Raw genomic sequence first — 17331 nt, forward strand, 5'->3', positions numbered from 1 at the left:
GAGCGGTCGGGTGCCGTTCGGTTACCCGCCTGTCCTGGGGCGCCGCGAGGCCATAGCGTCCTTCCCATGACGAACGAATTCCTCGCCTTCGCCCCGGTTTCCGCCGCTCCCGTCGCCGACCCGGCCCGCGCGCTGCTGGACGAGATGATGGCGCGGGTGGGCGTCGACGGCCTCGCCGCCGCCCTCGGCGACGCCGGCCTGCTCGCCCAGGTCGACCAGCACGCCGCCGCCGTCCGCGACGCGCTGCACCACGCCGGCCGCGAGGTCGACGCGGAGGGGCTGGCCGCGTACGCGAAGTCGATCGCCGCCGCCGCCGAGCGGATGGGCCGGCCGGTGCCGCAGCCCGGTCACGCCTATGTGTCCGGCACCGCGTGGCTGCGCGCTGAGTGGCACCTGATGCGCCTGGTGGCCGTCTGCATGATCGCCGAATCGGCCGGTCTGCTCTAGATCCTGTCCGAAACGCCGACTCTATGAGCTTCGCGAACTTTGTCGGTGAACGTACCTTTTCCGAATGCATCGTTCCCCCAGAGTTCTCAGCGCCGTCCTGACCGTCCTCGTCCTACCCGCTGTGGTTCTTCCGGCGGCCGGTTCCGCGGCCCCCGCCGCGGCCGTCACGGTCGCGCGATACACCTTCGACTCGGGCGCCGTCGCCGCCGGCCGGGTCGCCGACCGGTCCGGTCGTGGCGCCGCCCTCGTCGTGCGCAGCGCCGATCGGGGCCGCGTCCACTTCAACGGCACGAGCACCGACAAGTACGCCGCCTTCCCGGCGCGTTGCGCTCCCAAGGCCACCGTCTGTCCCCGCGCCCTGCTGGAAGGCACCGACGATCCGGACCTCGACCCCGGCACCCGCCGGTTCCGCTGGGGTGCCTCGGTACGCCTGACGCAGTCCCAGGTCACCGACTCGTCCAACGTCATGCAGAAGGGTGTCGCCGACACCGAGAGCCAGTGGAAGCTGCAGATCGGCGCCCGCCAGGCGAAGGCACAGTGCGTCGTGGCAGGCCAGGGCACCAGGCCGGTGATCGTACGGTCCAGCGTCGGCGTCGCCGACAACCGCTGGCACCACGTCATGTGCCAGCGTTCCGGCAACCGGCTGACCGTCTACGTCGACGGGCGCGACCGCGGCCACGTCACCATCCCCGCGTCGCTGTCCATCCACAACGGCCTGCCGCTGCGCATCGGCGGCCCGAACTTCCACACCCGCACCGACATGTACCACGGCCTGCTCGACGACGTGTGGGCGCGCCTCGGCTGACACGTCGGCCCGTGACGGCCACGGCCCTGCCGGCGCGCCGCGTCCGTGGTGTCCCGCGCGCCGCGTCCGCGCTGTCCCGCGCGCCGCGCCGGCGATGCGCGCGGCTGTAATCCGTCGGACCGGCCGGGCGGACCGCGATCCGCTCGGCCGCCCGGACCCGGACCCGCCGTCTCCCACCACCGGCCCGGCACGGCGGCAGGTCCGGACATCAGGAAGGCCGGGGCCCCGGCAAGGGTCCCGGCCTTCCGCCGTGTGCGGACGAGCGGCTCAACTGCGGCGGAACGCGTACGACCGGGCACCGCCGGCCGCCGCGGCGCGCCCGGCGCGAGCCCGGCCCGAGCGCTCCCGGGCGGCCTGGCGCTCGTCGCGGGCACCGTGGTGCGCCGGGCCCGGCGTCCGGTGCTCGCCCGAGGTCACGCTCGGCACGTCCAGCGCCGCGGCCAGATCCTGGCGCGCGAGCTCGTCCGGATCGACGGGTACGGAGAAGTCTGCAGGCATAAGGGCCTCCTCGGCAGAATCGAGGGGAAAGCCGTGGCGAAGAAACGATCGTGAGGAGCCCCGGGCACCGGTTGCGGCGGACCCACGGCGGACGGCGCCGCCGGCACTACCCGCTGGGCGAGGATGCGGCAGAGAGGCAGCGTCTCAGGAGAACATGGGCGTTACCGTAGTCCCGCCCCGTGTGGGCGCGCCAACCGTTTATCGGGCGCGCCCACCGCTTCATCGGGAAGCCGGGTCGGGCCCGCGCCGCTACCGGGCGAGCCGGGACCGGCCCGCGCCGAGGATCGCCGTCGCCGACGGGAAGCCGCGGAGCTGTTCGCAGACCAGGCGCAGGCCCACGTCCAGGGCCGCCGGCGACACGTGCCGGGCCTCGAGGACCGCGGCCGTCCACTCCACGAATCCGGTGAAGACCTGCGCGTCGTCGACGTAGAGCGCCGCGGCCAGAAAGTCCACGACGTGGCTCAGGTCCTCGACCGTGGCGTCGTGCTGGCGCTGGTCGTACGCGGCCATCGGCGGATAGGTGGCGGCGAGCCGATCGAGGGCGGTGCGGACGAGCTCGGCGCGGCGGCGCACCACATAGGTGTATTCCTCGTCGCCCAGGAACGCGGTCTCGTACGGGTCTCCCACCACCGGCGGCCAGTTGCGGGCGAGCCGGGTCACCGCCTGCGGAGCGGTAGCCGCCCACGCGTCGGCCCGAGCCGCTGGGCCCAGCGCCCGTCCGGGCCGAAGCCGCGGCCACCGGCGATGACCGGCACCCCGGCGGAGCGGCACGCCGTGATCGCGGCGTGCGCCCGGGGCAGCCGGGTCGCGATGGAGCAGCTCAGCGCGACCGCGTCCGGACCGGTCTGGTGCAGGTGGGTGACCAGGTGCGGCCCGGGCACGCTCGCGCCGAGGAAGTCGACCCGCCAGCCGTCGAGGCGCAGCATCTCGCCGAGGATGCGTACGGGCAGGGAGTGCCACTCGCCGTCGACGCAGGCCATGGTGACGCGGCCGCGGGTCGGCCGGGCCGGGAAGCGCGCCGCCACCGCGGCGAGGGCACGCTCGTTGATCGCCGTCGCCGCGTGCTCGCGGGCGATGGACCACTCGTTGGCGGCCCACAGGTCGCCGACGCGACCCTGGGTCGACGCGATCAGTTCCAGCATGATCCGTTGCGGCGCCACGCCGTCGTCCAGTAGGCCGGTGACGATCTCGATGGCGCCGTACTCGTCACCGTCGCCCACCAGACGCAGATAGTGCTCGTGGAATCCGGGATCGTCGAGCGACCGGGCGGTGGTTCCGGGGGAGATGGTCATCAGCGGGCGCGGTTCCTCCGATCGCTGCGCCGGGCGTCGATGGCGAAGGGTGATCCGGCCGGGGCGCCGGCACCCATGAGGCTGAGCCGGGTGCGCGCGGGGGCGCGCACGGCCAGCATGGCGATGTCGTCGCGGACACCGCCGTGGACCCAGTCGGAGACGAGCTGGCGGATGCGCTCCACGGCGGCGTCGCCCGGCATGCCGTGGCAGCTCGCCAGCGCGTCGCGCAGCCGGGCCTCGCCGTACTGCTCCTGGCCGGTCGCGCCGCCGCGGGCCTCGGTGAGGCCGTCGCTGTAGAGCAGGCACATCTCGCCCGGGGAGAGGTCGACCGTGCCCGGCCGTACGGTGATCTGCGGAACGACCCCGATGAGCGTGCCCCGCACCGGCGCCGCCTCGACGGTGCCGTCGGCGCGCAGCACGAGCGGCACGGGGTGACCGCCGGTGGCCAGGCTCAGCCTCACCCGGCCGTGGTCGCCGCGGCCGATCGCGCCGACGACCAGCGTCACGAACCGGTGCTGGCGGTTGCTTCCGAGCAGGGCCTGGTTGAGCACCTTGAGCATGGCGGCCGGGTCGTCCTCGACCAGGCTCAGCGCGCGCAGCGTCTGACGGATCTTGCCGGTGAGCACCGCGGCCTCGGGTCCCTTGCCGCAGACGTCGCCGAGCACCACCACCGTCTCGCCGCCCGGCTCGGCCGGCTCGAAGACGTCGTAGAAGTCGCCGCCGATGCGCAGCGAGTCCCGGGCCGCCTGATAGGAGCCGATGAGCTCGACCCCGTCCGGCCGGGGCAGTTCGGGCGGCAGCAGATCGGCCTGCAGGATCGCGGTCGTGTCGACCTGGTCGCGGTAGAGCGCGGCGGCGGAGATGGCGGCACCCGCCCGGGCGGCGAAGATCCGCGCGAGCATCTCGTCCTCGGGCGAGAACGCGGCGCGGGCGCCGTGCCGGGCCAGAATGAGTGCGCCGGCCGGCTCCGCGTTGCCGGGCAGCGGGGTCACGAGCAGCGCGCCGACCGTACCGAAGTCCTCGGGCAGCAGCCAGGACGGCACCTGCGACGCGTCCAGCCACCGGCTGGGGATCGGCGGGAAGCCGGCAAGCGCCTCCTCCAGCCCGGGGACCTCGGCGAGCAGCCGCTCGCGCAGCATCCCCTCCGCCACGGAACCGCCGGTCACCAGGCGCATCCACTCGCTCTGCCGGCGGCGTGGCGGCAGTACCACCACCGCGGCGTCCGCGAGGTGCGACGCGGCCAGATCGACCGTCGTACGCAGGCAGCGCCGCTGGTGCAGCGACGCGGAGAGCCGGCGGCCCGCCTCGGCGAGGAACGACGTGCGGGCTCTTTCGGCGCGGAACTCCTCGGCCCGGCGCATCTCGTCGGTGCAGTCGCGCACGTACCAGGCGTAGTGGTCCTCGTCCAGCGGGCGGCGCCGGCCGTGCACCTGGCGGCCGGCGTACTCGTCGGTGAAGGTCTCGGCGCCCTCGGCGATGGCGCGGCCGAGACCCGGCGGCGTCCCCGCGGCGGCGCTGTCGCCCGGTCGCAGATCCGGCAGAAGCTCGGACGCGGCGGGGTTGACCAACAGAATCGTGTCGTCGTCGGCGGCGCACAGGACGATGGCCTCGGCCGAGGCGTCGAGCGCCGCGCGCAGCAGCGCGGGGGCGGCCACCGGCGGACCGGTCGCTCGACCGTCGCTGTGCTGCCCCTCCGCGTGGAGCGGAAGATGAGCGGTCACCACGGTCCTCGTCTCTGTCGCCCTGTCCGGTATGGCACCGAACCCACCCTACGCGCCGCTCGGCCGGGCGTCGCGGCTCAGAAGACGGAACCGGGATCGGTGTCGACCACGACGGGGGCGTGATCCGACGGCCCCTTGCCCTTGCGGGCGTCCCGATCGACCACCGCGTCCCGGACCGCGGACGCCACGTCGGCGGTCGCGTACACGAGGTCGATACGCATGCCTTTGTTCTGGTGGAACATCCCCGCCCGGTAGTCCCAGTAGGTGAACGGCCGATCGCCCTTCATCGGTCGCGGCACGACATCGGTGAACCCGAGTTCCCGCAGATCGGCCAGGGCCCGGCGCTCCGGCGGCGTCACGTGCGTCGCGCCGACGAAGACCCCCGGGTCCCACACGTCGTCGTCGGTCGGCGCGACGTTGAAGTCACCGGCGACCACCGCCGGGCCCGACGACTGCGCCAGCGCGGCCCGCAGGCCCGCGAACCAGGCCAGCTTGTAGACGTAGTGCGGGTCCTCGGGCGTCCGCCCGTTCGGCACATAGATCGAGGTGAAACGGATACCGCCGCAGGTGGCGGAGATCGCGCGGGCCTCGGGATCGGGGTAGCCGGGCTCGCCGTCGAAGCCGCGCCGCACGTCGGACAACCCGACCCGGGAGAGTAGGGCGACGCCGTTCCAGCGTCCCTGACCGTACGCGGCGGTCTCGTAGCCCAGCTCGGCGACCTCGGCGGACGGGAACGCCTCCGCGCCGACCTTCGTCTCCTGTAGACACAGGACGTCGGGCTTGGTCGCCGCCAGCCATTCGAGCAGGCGGGGAAGGCGGGCCTTGACCGAATTCACGTTCCAGGTCGCGAAGCGCATGAATCAGAACCTACCCGCCCCGCTGCTCCCGCAGAGGGTGGCCTGACCTGCGCTGACGGAGGTGCTCAGCGCTCCCGCGCAAGGACGGGACATCAGGGCAGGATCGGCCTCGGTGTGGGAAGGCGCGTGGCGTCCGGGTCGCCGTGAATTCGTAGCGGAATCCTTCGATGCGGAGGGCGACCTGTCGCATGCCGAGGGTGTGCTCCAGCCGGTCCAGGTAGAGCGGCCGGGCGGCCAAGGCGTCGAGTCGGACGGTGAAGTAGGCGGCCGTCAGCGAGTCGATGCCGTCGCGCTTGCGGTCGTGCTGCGGGGGAGGTGTGTCGCGCTCGACCGCCCACGGATGGGTGGGCGAGTCAGTCCGGTGAGCGGCGCGGTGCACGGATCGGCGCGGCCTCCGCGCGGGTGGCCGCGAGCACGGCGCCGGCCAGGCCCGAGGCCAGGAGCATGAGCACGGTCACGAGCCAGACCACCGAGCCGTCGGTTCCGATCAAAGTCGCCATGTGTCGCCCCCTCGTCCCCATGTGATCGGCAGCGCGGGCATCCGCGCAAGGACCCTGGCCGTGGGAATAATGCCGGACTTGCGGAAGATACGCCAGGGGCGGATGAGACGTTTGTCACCTCCCGGGGATGTTCAGGCGTTGCCGGCGCCCAGCGGTGCCGGTCCCGGCACGTGGCGGTCCGCGGCCCAGTGCAGCGCGAAGTCGCCGGCGCTGACGCCCGGTCCCCACAGCCAGCCCTGCCCCTGGACGACCCCGACCGCGGCGAGCGCGTCCCGCTGCGTACGGGTCTCCACGCCCTCGGCGACGATGCTCAGCCCGAGCGCCCGGCTCATCGCCACCACGGCCCGGACGATCTCCTCGTCCTCGCCGCTCTCGCCCAGGCCGGAGACGAACGACCGGTCGATCTTCACGCCGGTGACCGGGAACCTCCGCAGGTAGCCCAGCGCCGAGAAGCCGGTGCCGAAGTCGTCGACGAGCAGGCGCAGGCCCAGCTCGCGCAGCTCGAACAGCACCCGCCCGGCGACGCCTCCGCCGTCGGCCATCACGGATTCGGTCATCTCCAGCGCTACCGCCGACGCCGGCACGCCGTGCTGCTGCAGTTCGCGGGTGACCACCGCGGGGAGATGAGGATCCTCGAGCTGACGGGGTGACACGTTGATCGAAAGGTAGAAGTCGTCGGTCACGGTGCCGTCGGCGCGCCACCGCGCGAGCTGGCCCAGCGCCTCGTTGCGGACCCAGGTGCCCAGCGCGTCGATCAGCCCGGCCTCCTCCGCCACCGGGATGAAGGTCATCGGCGGGATCGGCCCGCGCTCGGGATGGTTCCAGCGCACCAGGGCCTCGGCGCCGGTGGGGCGGCCCGTGTCGAGGCGCACGATGGGCTGGTAGACCACCGTGAGCCCGCCCTCGGCCAGCGCCGCGCGCAGCGCGCCCTCCAGCTCGATGCGTTCGCGGACCCGGTCGTGCATCGAGACGTCGAAGATGGTCGCGTGGCCGGGGCCTTCGGACTTGGAGCGGTACATCGCCGTGTCCGCGTCGCGCAGCAGCGCCTCCGCGGTCAGGGCCGGATCGCCGCCGCCCGGCGCGTGGGCCAGCCCGAGCGAGGCGCTGATCACCACCTTGGTGTCGTGCAGCGGCAGCGGCGTGGCGAAGCAGCTCTGGACCCGCTCCACCAGCCGCAGCGCTTCGGTCTCCTCGCCGACGTGCGCCGCCACGAACTCGTCGCCGCCGACCCGGGCCAGCGTGGTGCCGGCCGGCAGCGCCGCGCGCAGCCGGGTGGCCACCTCGATGACGAGCTGGTCGCCGGTGTCGTGGCCCCAGGAGTCGTTGACCCACTTGAAGCCGTCGAGGTCGAGGACGCAGACCCAGACCCGCCCGTCCGCGGCGGTGCTCGGCGCCGAGACCAGCCGCTCGATCTCGGCGGTGGCCATCCGCCGGTTGGGCAGCCCGGTGAGCGGGTCGTGCATCGACTGGTACTCCGAGTGCAGTTGGGCCGCCACCTGCGCCTGTACGGCGGTCACCGCCCGCAGCATGAGCAGCGTGACGATCGCCAGGCCCCCGGCGGCGAGGAGCGCCCGGTGCCCGCCCGAGCGGCCGCCGACCGCCACCAGCAGGACGAACGGGGTGACGACCGCGGGCACCAGCAGCGACATGCGCCGCCAGGACCAGGCCTGGACAGGCTGGCGGTCGGCGCGGACCAGTTCCACCACCGAGGGGTGCAGTGCACTGATCCCGATCAGGGTGTACGAGAGCAGGAACGGCGCGTCGAACAGCGGGGACGCGTAGGTGAGGCCCGAGACGCCGATGACCGCGTACGCGAGGTCGCCGACGACCATCAGCGCGATGCCGCACACCAGGGCGACCAGCGACGGCGGCCAGGTCCGCGCGGTGAAGGTGAGATTGACGCCCAGCGCCAGCAGCACCACGTCGAAGAGCGGATAGAGGCCGGCGAGGAAGGACACGATCGCCGGGCGGTCCGCGATCTCCGCGGCCGGCGAGGCGAGCAGCAGGGCGCTGGCCAGCCCGCCGGCGAGGCAGACGATGAGCCCGTCGAGCACGGCGTGGCGCGTGACGCCGCCGCGGGCCCGCAACAGCAGCGCGAAGAAGGTGGCGAGCAGCGCGTACCCCGGCACGGTCGCGGCGTCGGCCAGCAGCGGCTGGTCCGTGACGTAGGGGCGGACGATCACGCCGACCAGGAAGAACAGCGCGGCCACACCCATGATCGGCCAGGCGGCACGCGGTCGTACCGGGCTGCGCAGCGGGACCGTGGCGCAGGCCAGCACGGCGCCGAGGCCGATGAGGGCGAAGGCGGCTCCGTTGACGGAGGGGGACAGGTCGAGCGTGTAGAGGACCGTCGCCACCGCGCCGGCTCCGCCGAACATCTGCCACCACCGGCGCCCGGCATGCGACGCTGCAGCGGATCGCACGCGGCATCGCCCCCCGGCACCGGTCAGCTCATCAGCGCCCCCGCCGGCAGCGCACCGTCCGCCGGGTCGTCCCCGGCGGGGTCGCCGTGGACGAACAGCGTCGGGCACGCACAGTGACGCAGGAGCTCGCCCGCCACGGCGCCGAGCAGACCTCCGCCGGTGCCGCGCGGGCCCAGGATCATCATGCGGGCTCGGCGCGACGTGCGTACGAGAGTTGGCGCAGGATCTCCGACGAGAAGCGTGCGCCGGACCTCGACGAGCTCGCCCGGGCACGCGGCGGCGGCGCGGTCCAGCAGTCGCCGGCCGGCCGGTACCGCGGCGTCCGTGGCGGCCACGTGCGCGATCTCCAGCGTCACGCCGCGCCGCCGGGCCTCGGCGGCGGCCAGGCGCAGCGCCGCCCACGAGCTCGGTGAGCCGTCGACGGCCACCAGCAGCGGCCCGGCCGGAGGGCGGACGCCGTGGGCCACCACCACCGGGCAGCGGGCCCGGGACACGACCTGCACCAGCACGGGGTCGAGCGGAAGCCGGACGCCCGTCGCCGGGTCGTCGGCGCCGAGCACCAGCAGGCCCGCCGTCCGGCTGCGCCGCAGCAGCTCCCGCACCGGCTGCCCGTCGACGACCAGGCCCTCGCCCCGGACGCCGGGGACGCTGCGGGCGGCCGTCGCCACAGCTTCTTCCACTATTCGCCCGGCTTCCTGTCGCGCCGAGGCGTAATCCGAGGGATCATCGGTGTATCGCATGCCCGGCCAGGCGAACACGTGCAGGATCCGCAACGGCTGCCCGCGCGTCACCGCCTCCCGGGCGCCCAGCCGTGCCGCGGCCAGGCCCGCGGCCGTTCCGTTCACGCCCACGACGACAGGAGCAGGGCCCGGAATCTGCATCGGTTCACCACCTCCGAGCACCACGACGACGCGGTCTACCGACCATTATCTATGGTTCAACGGCGGAGCCGGTCGTGATCAATACCTCAGCGGTCGACTGTCCTGATGACCCGTTCAGCTCGAGGGTTTACGGTGAACGGCAGATTTATAGGTGACATCTGCCGGTGAAGTGAGGGAAATAGATGACGGATGTCAAGCTCGACCACCCCGGTGGCCAGTTGTCCCTGCCGGTGCGCCCGGCGGTCGAAGGCCCGGGTGGAATCGAGATCAGCGCCCTCCTCAAGGAGACCGGTTACGTCACCCTGGACCAGGGCTTCGTCAACACGGCATCGTGCGCGTCGGGGATCACCTACATCGACGGTGATGCCGGCATTCTGCGCTACCGGGGCTTCCCGATCGAGCAGCTCGCGGGCAAGGCCTCCTTCCTGGAGGTCTCCTACCTGCTGATCCACGACGCGCTGCCGACGCCGGCGCAGCTCGCGGAGTTCGCGGACAAGATCCGCGTGCACACGCTGCTGCAGGAAGAGATGCGCGCCTTCTTCTCGGGCTTCCCCCGCGACGCGCACCCGATGGCGGTGCTGTCCTCGGCGGTGACCGCGCTGTCGACCTTCTACCAGGACGCGCTCGACCCGACCGACCCCGAGCAGGTCGAGATCTCCGCGATCCGGCTCATGGCGAAACTGCCGACCATCGCGGCGTACGCGTACAAGAAGTCGATCGGCCACCCGCTGCCGTACCCGGACAACTCGCTCGACTACGTCGAGAACTTCCTGCGCATGACCTTCGGGCTGCCCACGGTCGAGTACCCGGTCGACCCGAAGATCGCCAAGATCCTCGACATGCTCTTCGTGCTGCACGCCGACCACGAGCAGAACTGCTCCACCTCCACGGTGCGCCTGGTCGGTTCCGCGCAGGCCAACCTCTTCGCCTCGGTCGCCGCGGGCATCAACGCGCTGTCCGGCCCGTTGCACGGCGGCGCCAACTCGGCGGTGCTGGAGATGCTCGAGCAGATCCGCAACGACGGTGGCGACGTCCAGTCCTTCGTTCGCCGGGTCAAGGCGAAGGAGAAGGGCGTCAAGCTGATGGGCTTCGGCCACCGGGTCTACAAGAACTACGACCCGCGGGCCGCGATCGTCAAGAAGGCGGCGCAGGAGGTGCTGGCCACGCTGGAGCGGCCGGACCCGCTGCTGGAGATCGCCTTCCAGCTCGAGGAGATCGCCCTCGCCGACGACTACTTCGTCTCGCGCAAGCTCTACCCCAACGTGGACTTCTACACGGGCCTGATCTACAAGGCCCTGGGCTTCCCCACGAAGATGTTCACCGTGCTGTTCGCGCTCGGCCGGCTCCCCGGCTGGATCGCGCAGTGGGGCGAGATGATGGCCGACCCGACCACGAAGATCGGTCGTCCCCGCCAGCTCTACACCGGCGCGGCGGAGCGGCAGTTCGTGCCGATCACCGAGCGCTGAGTTCCGTTTCGCTCGTCGGCCGCCCCGGCCTCGCCGGGGCGGCCGAGTGCGTTTCCCGGCCCGTCCGGCGACGGACCACTGTGGACGAGCGGGACGGCGGGGCATGAGTCGGCGCCCGATCGGGCATGTTCCTCGTCCGAGGCGCCGCGCCGGGGGAGGATGCATGGACGTCGTCATCGGGATCGACACCGGGACCACCGCCACCAAGGCGATCGCGGCCGGCCTCGACGGCGAGGTGCGCGCCCTGACCAGCGTGCACTATCCGTTGTCGGTGCCCGGCCCCGGCCGCGCCGAGCTCGACCCCGGGCTGCTGCGCGACGCCGCGGTGCAGGCCCTCGTCGCCGTGGCGAGGGCGTGTGACGAGCGCGGCGACCGGGTGCTCGCGGTGAGCCTCAGCGCCTTCCTGCACGGGCTCGCCCCGATGGACGCCGGCGGTCATCCCACCGGGCCGGTGATCACCTGGGCGGACAACCGCTCGTCGCGGCAGAGCGAGGAGATCGCCGCCTCCGGCCGCGCCAAGGCTCTGCAGGCGCGCACCGGCACGCCCGTGCACCCGATGGCCCCGCTGGCGAAGCTGGCCTGGTGGCGTGCCCACGACCCGGCGACGCTGCGGGAGACCCCGCGTTGGGGCGGCGTCAAGGAGATCGTGCTCGGCGGCCTCGCCCGCGAGGGATTCCTGGTCGACCTTTCCGTCGCCTCCGGCACCGGGCTGTACGACATCCACGAGCGCCGCTGGGATCCGGAGGCACTGGACATCGCCGGCATCGAGGCCGGCCGGCTCGCCGAGGTGGTGCCGACCACCACCGTGCTGACGCTGCGCGCCGAGGTCGCCTCCGCGGCCGGGCTGCCGCCGGACACCCCGCTGATCATCGGCGCCGCCGACGGGCCACTGGCGAACCTCGGCGTCGGCGCCACCCCCGCCGGGGTGGCCGCGGTGTCGCTGGGCACCAGCGGGGCGCTGCGGACCGTGGTCGGTGCGCCCACGGCCGACGCGGCGGGGCGATTGTTCTGCTACGCCCTCACCGAGGACCGCTGGGTGCTCGGCGGCGCGGTCAACAACGCCGGGTCGGTGGTCCGCTGGGCCGGTCGGACGATGGCCGAGGGCATCGACCGCCCGGCGGCCGAGGGCGAGGACGCCGACACCCGCGACGCCGCGCTGCTGGTCGAGGCGGCAGCGGTGGCGCCGGGCAGCGACGGGCTGCTCTGCCTGCCGTACCTGCTCGGCGAGCGTGCGCCGTGGTGGCGCGGCGGGATGCGCGGGGCGTACCTCGGGCTGCGCCGCGAACACGGTCGCGCCCATCTCGTCCGCGCCGCGGTCGAGGGGGTCTGCCAGCAACTGGCCCTGGTCCGCGACACCTTCGCCGCCGAGGGCGTCGAGATGCGCGAGGTACGGGCGACCGGCGGCGCGGTCGCCTCCGGGCTGTGGATCGGCGTGCTGGCGGCGGCCCTGGACCTGCCGGTGGCGATCGCCGACACCCCGGAGGGCACCGCCCTGGGCGCATGCCTGCTGGGCCTGCACGCGATCGGCGGCCTGCCGGACCTGGACCGGGCCGCCTCCCTCGTGGACATCACCCGGCACACCCGGCCGGACCCGCAGGACGCGGCGCTCTACCGGCGGCTGCGGCCCCTGGTGGAGCGGTCGGCGCTCGCCGTCACCGACGTGGTGACCGAGCTGGACAGGCTGGCACCCTCCCCGCTGCCGGACACGGAGAAGGCGGTCGGCGCCCCGGGAACCGACACCTCCCGGTGAAGGTGAGCTTGGCCACGACGACCCGCGTTGACGGGGCGGGCGGCGGTGCGACAGAGTGACCGGCGAGCGGTAGCGGAGGAACCCGGTGCGAGTCCGGGACGGTCCCGCCACTGTGACCGGGCCATCGTGGTGTGCCCGGGAGTCAGGAGACTCCGGCCGCTCTCACCCTTGCCCACGCGGGCGTGGACACCCGCGGAAAGGACCGTGGCGTGACGCCGTACCCGTTCTCCGCCGTCGTCGGCCTCGACGATCTGCGCCTCGCCCTGCTGCTCACGGCGGTGTCACCGGCCGTCGGCGGGGTGCTCGTCCGCGGCGAGAAGGGCACCGCCAAGAGCACCGTCGTGCGGGCGCTCGCCGCGCTGCTGCCCGAGGTCGACGTGGTGCGCGGCTGCCGCTTCGCCTGCGATCCGGCCGCGCCCGATCCCGGCTGTCCCGACGGTCCGCACGAGGTCGGCGCGCCGCGCGGGCACCGGCCCGCCGCCCTGGTCGAGCTTCCCGTGGGTGCCACCGAGGACCGCGTGGTGGGCACCCTCGACATTCAGCGCGCGCTGGCCGACGGCGTGAAGGCGTACGAGCCGGGCCTGCTCGCGACGGCGCACCGGGGCGCCCTGTACGTCGACGAGGTCAACCTGCTGCCCGACCACCTGGTGGACCTGCTGCTGGACGCGGCGGCGATGGGCCGCGCCCACGTCGAGCGCGACGGGGTGTCCGTCAAGCACGCCTCCCGGTTCCTGCTGGTCGGCACCATGAACCCGGAGGAGGGCGAGCCACGCCCGCAGCTCGTCGACCGGTTCGGCCTGGTCGTCACCGTGGCCGCGCCCCGCGACGCGGTACAGCGGGCCGAGGTCGTCCGGCGGCGCCTCGCCTACGAGGCCGACCCGGAGGGTTTCGCCGCCCGCTTCACCGCCGACGAGAGTGCCCTGGCGGCGCGGATCGTGGCGGCGCGCGCGGCCGTGCCCTCGGTGGCGCTGCCGGACGCCGAGCTGGACCGCATCGCCCGGGTCTGCCTGGCCTACGGCGTCGACGGCATGCGTGCCGACATCGTGGTGGCCCGTTGCGCGGTCGCCCTGGCGGCGTGGCACGGCCGCGACCGGGTCACGGCCGGTGACGTCCGCGACGCCGCCCGGCTCGCGCTGCCGCATCGCCGCCGCAAGGATCCCCTGGACCCGCCCGGCACCGACGAGCAGCGCCTGGAAGAAGCCCTCGAGCAGGCCGGCGGGGACGACGACCCGGGCGACCCGCCGCCCCCACCGGAACCCGACGGTGGTCCCGACGACGCCGGCCCCGACGGCGGCCCCCGCGGCCCCGACGGCGGCGGCCGCGACGACAGCCCCCGCGGCCCGGACGGCGGCGGCCGCGACGACAGCCCCGGCGGCCCCGACGGCGGCGGTCCCGGCGCCGGGCCCGACAACGGGCCGGACGGACGCACGCCGGATAGCGGCGTCGACCCTCGGGACCAGCGGTCGGACGAGCAGGCCGCGGATGGCGGCGAGCCGCGCCAGGCGTCGGCCTCCGGCGGCCTGGCGCAGGCCGGCGCGGCCTACCGGCCGCGGACACTGCGGATCGGTGCGCGCGGCGAAGGCGGCCATGCCGGCCGCCGGTCGCCCGCGTTCGCCCGCCGGGGTCGCGTGGTCGGGTCTCGCGTGCCGCGCGGCAAGCTCTCCGGTGCCCCGCACCTGCCGGCGACCCTGCGGGCAGCGCTGCACCGCGGCGGTTTCGGCACGACCGCGGCGCACCCGACCCGCGGAGTCCCCTCGCCTCGCGCCCTCGCCGGGGTGCGGCCGTGCGACCTGCGCGAGTCCGTACACGTGGGACGCGAGGCCAACCTCGTGCTGTTCGTCGTCGACGCCTCCGGGTCGATGGCGGCCCGCAAGCGGATGACCGTGGTCAAGACCGCCGTACTGTCGCTGCTGCGCGACGCCTACCACCGGCGCGACCGGATCGGGATGATCACGTTCCGGGGGTCCGCCGCGGAGCAGGTGCTGCCGCCCACCTCCAGCCACGAGGTGGGGGTGCTGCGCCTGGCGAGCCTGCGGACCGGGGGGCGTACCCCGCTGGCCGCCGGGCTGCGCACCGCCGCCGCGACCATCGCCACCGAACGCCGCCGCGACCCGCGCCGCAGGCCGCTGCTGGTCGTGGTCACCGACGGACGGGCGACCAGCGGGGGTGACCCCGTACGCCTCGCGCCCGCGCTGGCCGGCGTGGCGACCGTCGTGGTCGACTGCGAGTCCGGACCCGTCCGTCTCGGCCTGGCCCGCCGCCTGGCCGCCGCCCTGAACGCCGACGTCATGCCGCTCGAGGCCCTGGCCGCGAGCGGATTCTCGAGGAGCGCCGCCTGATGCCGCAGGGACAGGTCACCACGGTTCCCGACGACGGGCTCACCACCCGCCAGCGCCGCCGCCAGGCCGTCCTGGCCGTCCACACCGGACACGGCAAGGGCAAGTCCACCGCCGCGTTCGGGATGGCACTGCGCGCGTGGAGCGCCGGCTGGCCGGTCGGCGTCTTCCAGTTCGTCAAGAGCGAGAAGTGGCGGGTCGGCGAGGAGGCCGCGCTCAAGGCCCTCGGCCAGGTGAGCGGCGGCGCGCCGGTCGCCTGGCACAAGATGGGCGAGGGCTGGTCCTGGATCCAGCGGGCCGGCACCGAGCGCGACCACGCCGCCGAGGCGGCCGAGGGCTGGGCCCAGATCAAGCGCGACCTCGCCGCCGAGACGCACACGTTCTACGTGCTCGACGAGTTCACCTATCCGATGAAGTGGGGCTGGGTCGACGTCGCCGACGTGGTGGAGACCCTGCGGACCCGCCCCGGTACCCAGCACGTCGTCATCACCGGGCGCGACGCCCATCCCGACCTGCTCGCGGCGGCCGACCTGGTCACCGAGATGACCAAGGTCAAGCACCCGATGGACGCGGGCCGCAAGGGCCAGCGGGGCATCGAGTGGTGACCGTACCCCGCATCGTCATCGCCGCGCCGGCCTCGGGGCACGGCAAGACCACGGTGGCCACCGGCCTGCTGGCGGCGTACGCGCGCCGGGGTCTGCCGGTCTCGCCCTTCAAGGTGGGGCCGGACTACATCGATCCCGGCTACCACGCGCTCGCCGCCGGACGGCCGGGACGCAACCTCGACCCGGTCATGGTGGGCGAGGAGCTGATCGGGCCGCTCTTCGCGCACGGCTCGGCCGGCACGGAGCTGGCCGTGGTCGAGGGCGTCATGGGCCTCTACGACGGGCGCACCGGCGCCGGCGACACCGGGTCCACCGCGCACGTGGCGAGCCTGCTCGACGCCCCCGTGGTGCTGGTCGTCAACGCCGCCGCGCAGGGCCGGTCGGTGGCCGCGCTGGTGCACGGCTTCCGCAGTTTCGGCACCGTACGCCTCGGCGGCGTCATCCTCAACCAGGTCGGCTCGGACCGGCACGAGGCGCTGCTGCGGGAGGCCTGCGAGGAGGTCGGCACCCCGGTCCTGGGCGCCCTGCGCCGCGCCGACGCCGTCGAGGCCCCGTCACGGCACCTCGGCCTGGTACCCGCGGCCGAGCGTCGGGCCGAGGCGCTCGCGTCGGTGGAGGCCCTGGCGGCCCTCGTGGAGTCCTCGGTGGATCTCGACGCGCTGCTGGCGCTCGCCCGCTCGGCGCCGCCGCTGCGGGCCACCGCGTGGACCCCGGAGGCCGAGGCGCCGGTGCCGGGCCGTCCGGTGGTCGCGCTCGCCGGTGGTCCGGCGTTCACCTTCGCGTACGCCGAGACGGCCGAACTGCTCGCCGGCGCGGGCGCCGAGGTCGTGGTGGTGGACCCGCTGCGCGACGAGGCCCTGCCGGCGGGCACCCGCGCGCTGGTCGTCGGCGGCGGCTTTCCGGAGGTGTACGCCGCGGAGCTCTCCGCCAACGAGCCGCTGCGCCGGGAGGTCGCGTCGCTGGCGGCGGCGGGCCGGCCGATCGTCGCCGAGTGTGCGGGCCTGCTGTGGCTCTGCCGCAGCCTGGACGGCGCCCCGATGTGCGGCGTCCTGGACGCGGAAGCCGCGATGACGCGCACCCTGACGCTCGGCTACCGGGACGCGGTGGCCCTGACGGACAGCCCGCTGCTGCCGGCGGGTGCCCGGATCACCGGCCACGAGTTCCACCGCACCACCGTCCACCCACGCTCGGGTCTGCTGCTGGAACCGGCCGGGGGAGCGGCCTGGGCCTGGCGGGAGGCGGACCCGGAGGGCTTCGCGACTCCCGGTCTGCACGCCTCCTACCTGCACCTGCACTGGGCCGCCGAGAAGGCGCTCGCCCACCGGCTGGTCGCGACCGCGGCGGCCGTTCCCGCCCCGGCGTGACGGCTACCTCCGCGCCGGTGACGCTCGGCGTCGGTCTCCGCTCCGGCGTGCCGGCGGCGGCGCTGGACCACGCGGTCGACGCCGCGCTGGCGCTCGCCGGGCTCGCCGTGGCCCGCGTCGCCGCGATCGCCACCCTCGACCGCCGGGCGCGGCTCGTCGAGCCCGTCGCCACCCGCCGCGGGTGGCCGCTGGTGCTGTTCGCGCCCGAGCTGCTCGCCGGTGTCGAGGTGCCGCACCCGTCCGTCCGGGTGGCCGCGGCCGCGGGTGTGCCCAGTGTCGCCGAGGCCGCCGCGCTCAGGGCGGCCGGTCGGGGCGCGGTGCTGCTGCTGCCCAAGCGGGTGCTGGGGCACGTCACCGTCGCCATCGCGCAGAGCGCTACCGGCTGA

The 17331-nt window shown here is 74.3% G+C and carries 16 protein-coding genes and 1 riboswitch; of the genes, 8 read left to right on the forward strand and 8 right to left on the reverse strand.

Annotation, left to right across the window (positions count from 1 at the left end; genetic code table 11):
• Window positions 1-66 precede the first annotated feature (66 nt).
• Together EDD30_RS35865 and EDD30_RS35870 are read left to right on the forward strand one after the other, a co-directional pair.
• Window positions 67-447, forward strand: coding sequence for a DUF6401 family natural product biosynthesis protein (locus EDD30_RS35865; RefSeq protein WP_071807390.1), 381 nt, complete (start codon window positions 67-69; stop codon window positions 445-447).
• Between the two features lie 64 nt (window positions 448-511).
• On the forward strand, window positions 512-1252 hold the full coding sequence (locus tag EDD30_RS35870; RefSeq protein WP_071807391.1) for a LamG-like jellyroll fold domain-containing protein: 741 nt from the start codon (window positions 512-514) through the stop codon (window positions 1250-1252).
• A gap of 267 nt (window positions 1253-1519) precedes the next feature.
• Here the strand turns inward: EDD30_RS35870 and EDD30_RS35875 are convergent, their stop codons facing one another.
• The 8 genes from EDD30_RS35875 to EDD30_RS35905 all read right to left on the reverse strand — a co-directional run bounded on the left by EDD30_RS35875 (window position 1520) and on the right by EDD30_RS35905 (window position 9424).
• Complete coding sequence (locus EDD30_RS35875; RefSeq protein ID WP_123678709.1) at window positions 1520-1750, reverse strand: hypothetical protein; 231 nt, start codon at window positions 1748-1750, stop codon at window positions 1520-1522.
• Between the two features lie 249 nt (window positions 1751-1999).
• On the reverse strand, window positions 2000-2410 hold the full coding sequence (locus EDD30_RS41230; protein ID WP_244945521.1) for a hypothetical protein: 411 nt from the start codon (window positions 2408-2410) through the stop codon (window positions 2000-2002).
• Window positions 2407-3042: a cobalamin B12-binding domain-containing protein gene (locus tag EDD30_RS41235; protein WP_244945522.1), complete on the reverse strand. Its 636-nt coding sequence runs from the start codon at window positions 3040-3042 to the stop codon at window positions 2407-2409. Before EDD30_RS41235 ends, EDD30_RS41230 begins: the two co-directional genes overlap by 4 nt.
• Window positions 3042-4763 (reverse strand): PP2C family protein-serine/threonine phosphatase, encoded by a 1722-nt coding sequence (locus EDD30_RS35885; protein ID WP_123678910.1) that lies wholly within the window; start codon window positions 4761-4763, stop codon window positions 3042-3044. Before EDD30_RS35885 ends, EDD30_RS41235 begins: the two co-directional genes overlap by 1 nt.
• A gap of 77 nt (window positions 4764-4840) precedes the next feature.
• Window positions 4841-5620, reverse strand: coding sequence for an exodeoxyribonuclease III (locus tag EDD30_RS35890; RefSeq protein ID WP_071804419.1), 780 nt, complete (start codon window positions 5618-5620; stop codon window positions 4841-4843).
• A gap of 353 nt (window positions 5621-5973) precedes the next feature.
• Window positions 5974-6120, reverse strand: coding sequence for a hypothetical protein (locus tag EDD30_RS39615; protein ID WP_170047210.1), 147 nt, complete (start codon window positions 6118-6120; stop codon window positions 5974-5976).
• A gap of 131 nt (window positions 6121-6251) precedes the next feature.
• Entirely contained in the window at window positions 6252-8543 is a 2292-nt protein-coding gene (locus tag EDD30_RS35900) for a putative bifunctional diguanylate cyclase/phosphodiesterase (protein WP_244945523.1), read from the reverse strand.
• A gap of 23 nt (window positions 8544-8566) precedes the next feature.
• Window positions 8567-9424, reverse strand: a complete 858-nt coding sequence (locus EDD30_RS35905; protein WP_084556254.1) for a universal stress protein — start codon at window positions 9422-9424, stop codon at window positions 8567-8569.
• A gap of 182 nt (window positions 9425-9606) precedes the next feature.
• Between EDD30_RS35905 and EDD30_RS35910 the strand changes: the two genes are divergently transcribed.
• From EDD30_RS35910 to EDD30_RS39620, 6 genes are all read left to right on the forward strand, one after another.
• Entirely contained in the window at window positions 9607-10890 is a 1284-nt protein-coding gene (locus EDD30_RS35910) for a citrate synthase (RefSeq protein WP_071804410.1), read from the forward strand.
• 163 nt (window positions 10891-11053) lie between these two features.
• Window positions 11054-12640 (forward strand): gluconokinase, encoded by a 1587-nt coding sequence (locus tag EDD30_RS35915; RefSeq protein ID WP_071804409.1) that lies wholly within the window; start codon window positions 11054-11056, stop codon window positions 12638-12640.
• Window positions 12641-12715: 75 nt separating this feature from the next.
• Window positions 12716-12793: riboswitch (cobalamin riboswitch) on the forward strand.
• 56 nt (window positions 12794-12849) lie between these two features.
• Window positions 12850-14979, forward strand: coding sequence for a VWA domain-containing protein (locus EDD30_RS35920; RefSeq protein WP_123678911.1), 2130 nt, complete (start codon window positions 12850-12852; stop codon window positions 14977-14979).
• Window positions 14979-15581: a cob(I)yrinic acid a,c-diamide adenosyltransferase gene (gene cobO / locus EDD30_RS35925; protein ID WP_071808202.1), complete on the forward strand. Its 603-nt coding sequence runs from the start codon at window positions 14979-14981 to the stop codon at window positions 15579-15581. Before EDD30_RS35920 ends, cobO begins: the two co-directional genes overlap by 1 nt.
• Window positions 15575-16945, forward strand: a complete 1371-nt coding sequence (locus EDD30_RS35930; protein WP_071808201.1) for a cobyrinic acid a,c-diamide synthase CobB — start codon at window positions 15575-15577, stop codon at window positions 16943-16945. The genes cobO and EDD30_RS35930 overlap by 7 nt, the downstream gene beginning before the upstream one ends.
• The gene (locus EDD30_RS39620; RefSeq protein ID WP_211353769.1) at window positions 16942-17331 is read left to right on the forward strand and encodes a cobalamin biosynthesis protein; all 390 of its coding nucleotides are present in this window, start codon (window positions 16942-16944) and stop codon (window positions 17329-17331) included. Before EDD30_RS35930 ends, EDD30_RS39620 begins: the two co-directional genes overlap by 4 nt.

Source organism: Couchioplanes caeruleus (assembly GCF_003751945.1).
Classification (GTDB): Bacteria; Actinomycetota; Actinomycetes; order Mycobacteriales; family Micromonosporaceae; genus Actinoplanes; species Actinoplanes caeruleus.

What these genes read in the sequence shown, in the direction of transcription:
- EDD30_RS35865 (WP_071807390.1), top strand. Translation starts at nt 67, where the DNA reads ATGACGAACGAATTCCTCGCCTTCGCCCCGGTTTCCGCCGCTCCCGTC.
- EDD30_RS35870 (WP_071807391.1), top strand. Translation starts at nt 512, where the DNA reads ATGCATCGTTCCCCCAGAGTTCTCAGCGCCGTCCTGACCGTCCTCGTC.
- EDD30_RS35875 (WP_123678709.1), bottom strand. Translation starts at nt 1,750, where the DNA reads ATGCCTGCAGACTTCTCCGTACCCGTCGATCCGGACGAGCTCGCGCGC.
- EDD30_RS41235 (WP_244945522.1), bottom strand. Translation starts at nt 3,042, where the DNA reads ATGACCATCTCCCCCGGAACCACCGCCCGGTCGCTCGACGATCCCGGA.
- EDD30_RS35890 (WP_071804419.1), bottom strand. Translation starts at nt 5,620, where the DNA reads ATGCGCTTCGCGACCTGGAACGTGAATTCGGTCAAGGCCCGCCTTCCC.
- EDD30_RS39615 (WP_170047210.1), bottom strand. Translation starts at nt 6,120, where the DNA reads ATGGCGACTTTGATCGGAACCGACGGCTCGGTGGTCTGGCTCGTGACC.
- EDD30_RS35905 (WP_084556254.1), bottom strand. Translation starts at nt 9,424, where the DNA reads ATGCAGATTCCGGGCCCTGCTCCTGTCGTCGTGGGCGTGAACGGAACG.
- EDD30_RS35910 (WP_071804410.1), top strand. Translation starts at nt 9,607, where the DNA reads ATGACGGATGTCAAGCTCGACCACCCCGGTGGCCAGTTGTCCCTGCCG.
- EDD30_RS35915 (WP_071804409.1), top strand. Translation starts at nt 11,054, where the DNA reads ATGGACGTCGTCATCGGGATCGACACCGGGACCACCGCCACCAAGGCG.
- cobO (WP_071808202.1), top strand. Translation starts at nt 14,979, where the DNA reads ATGCCGCAGGGACAGGTCACCACGGTTCCCGACGACGGGCTCACCACC.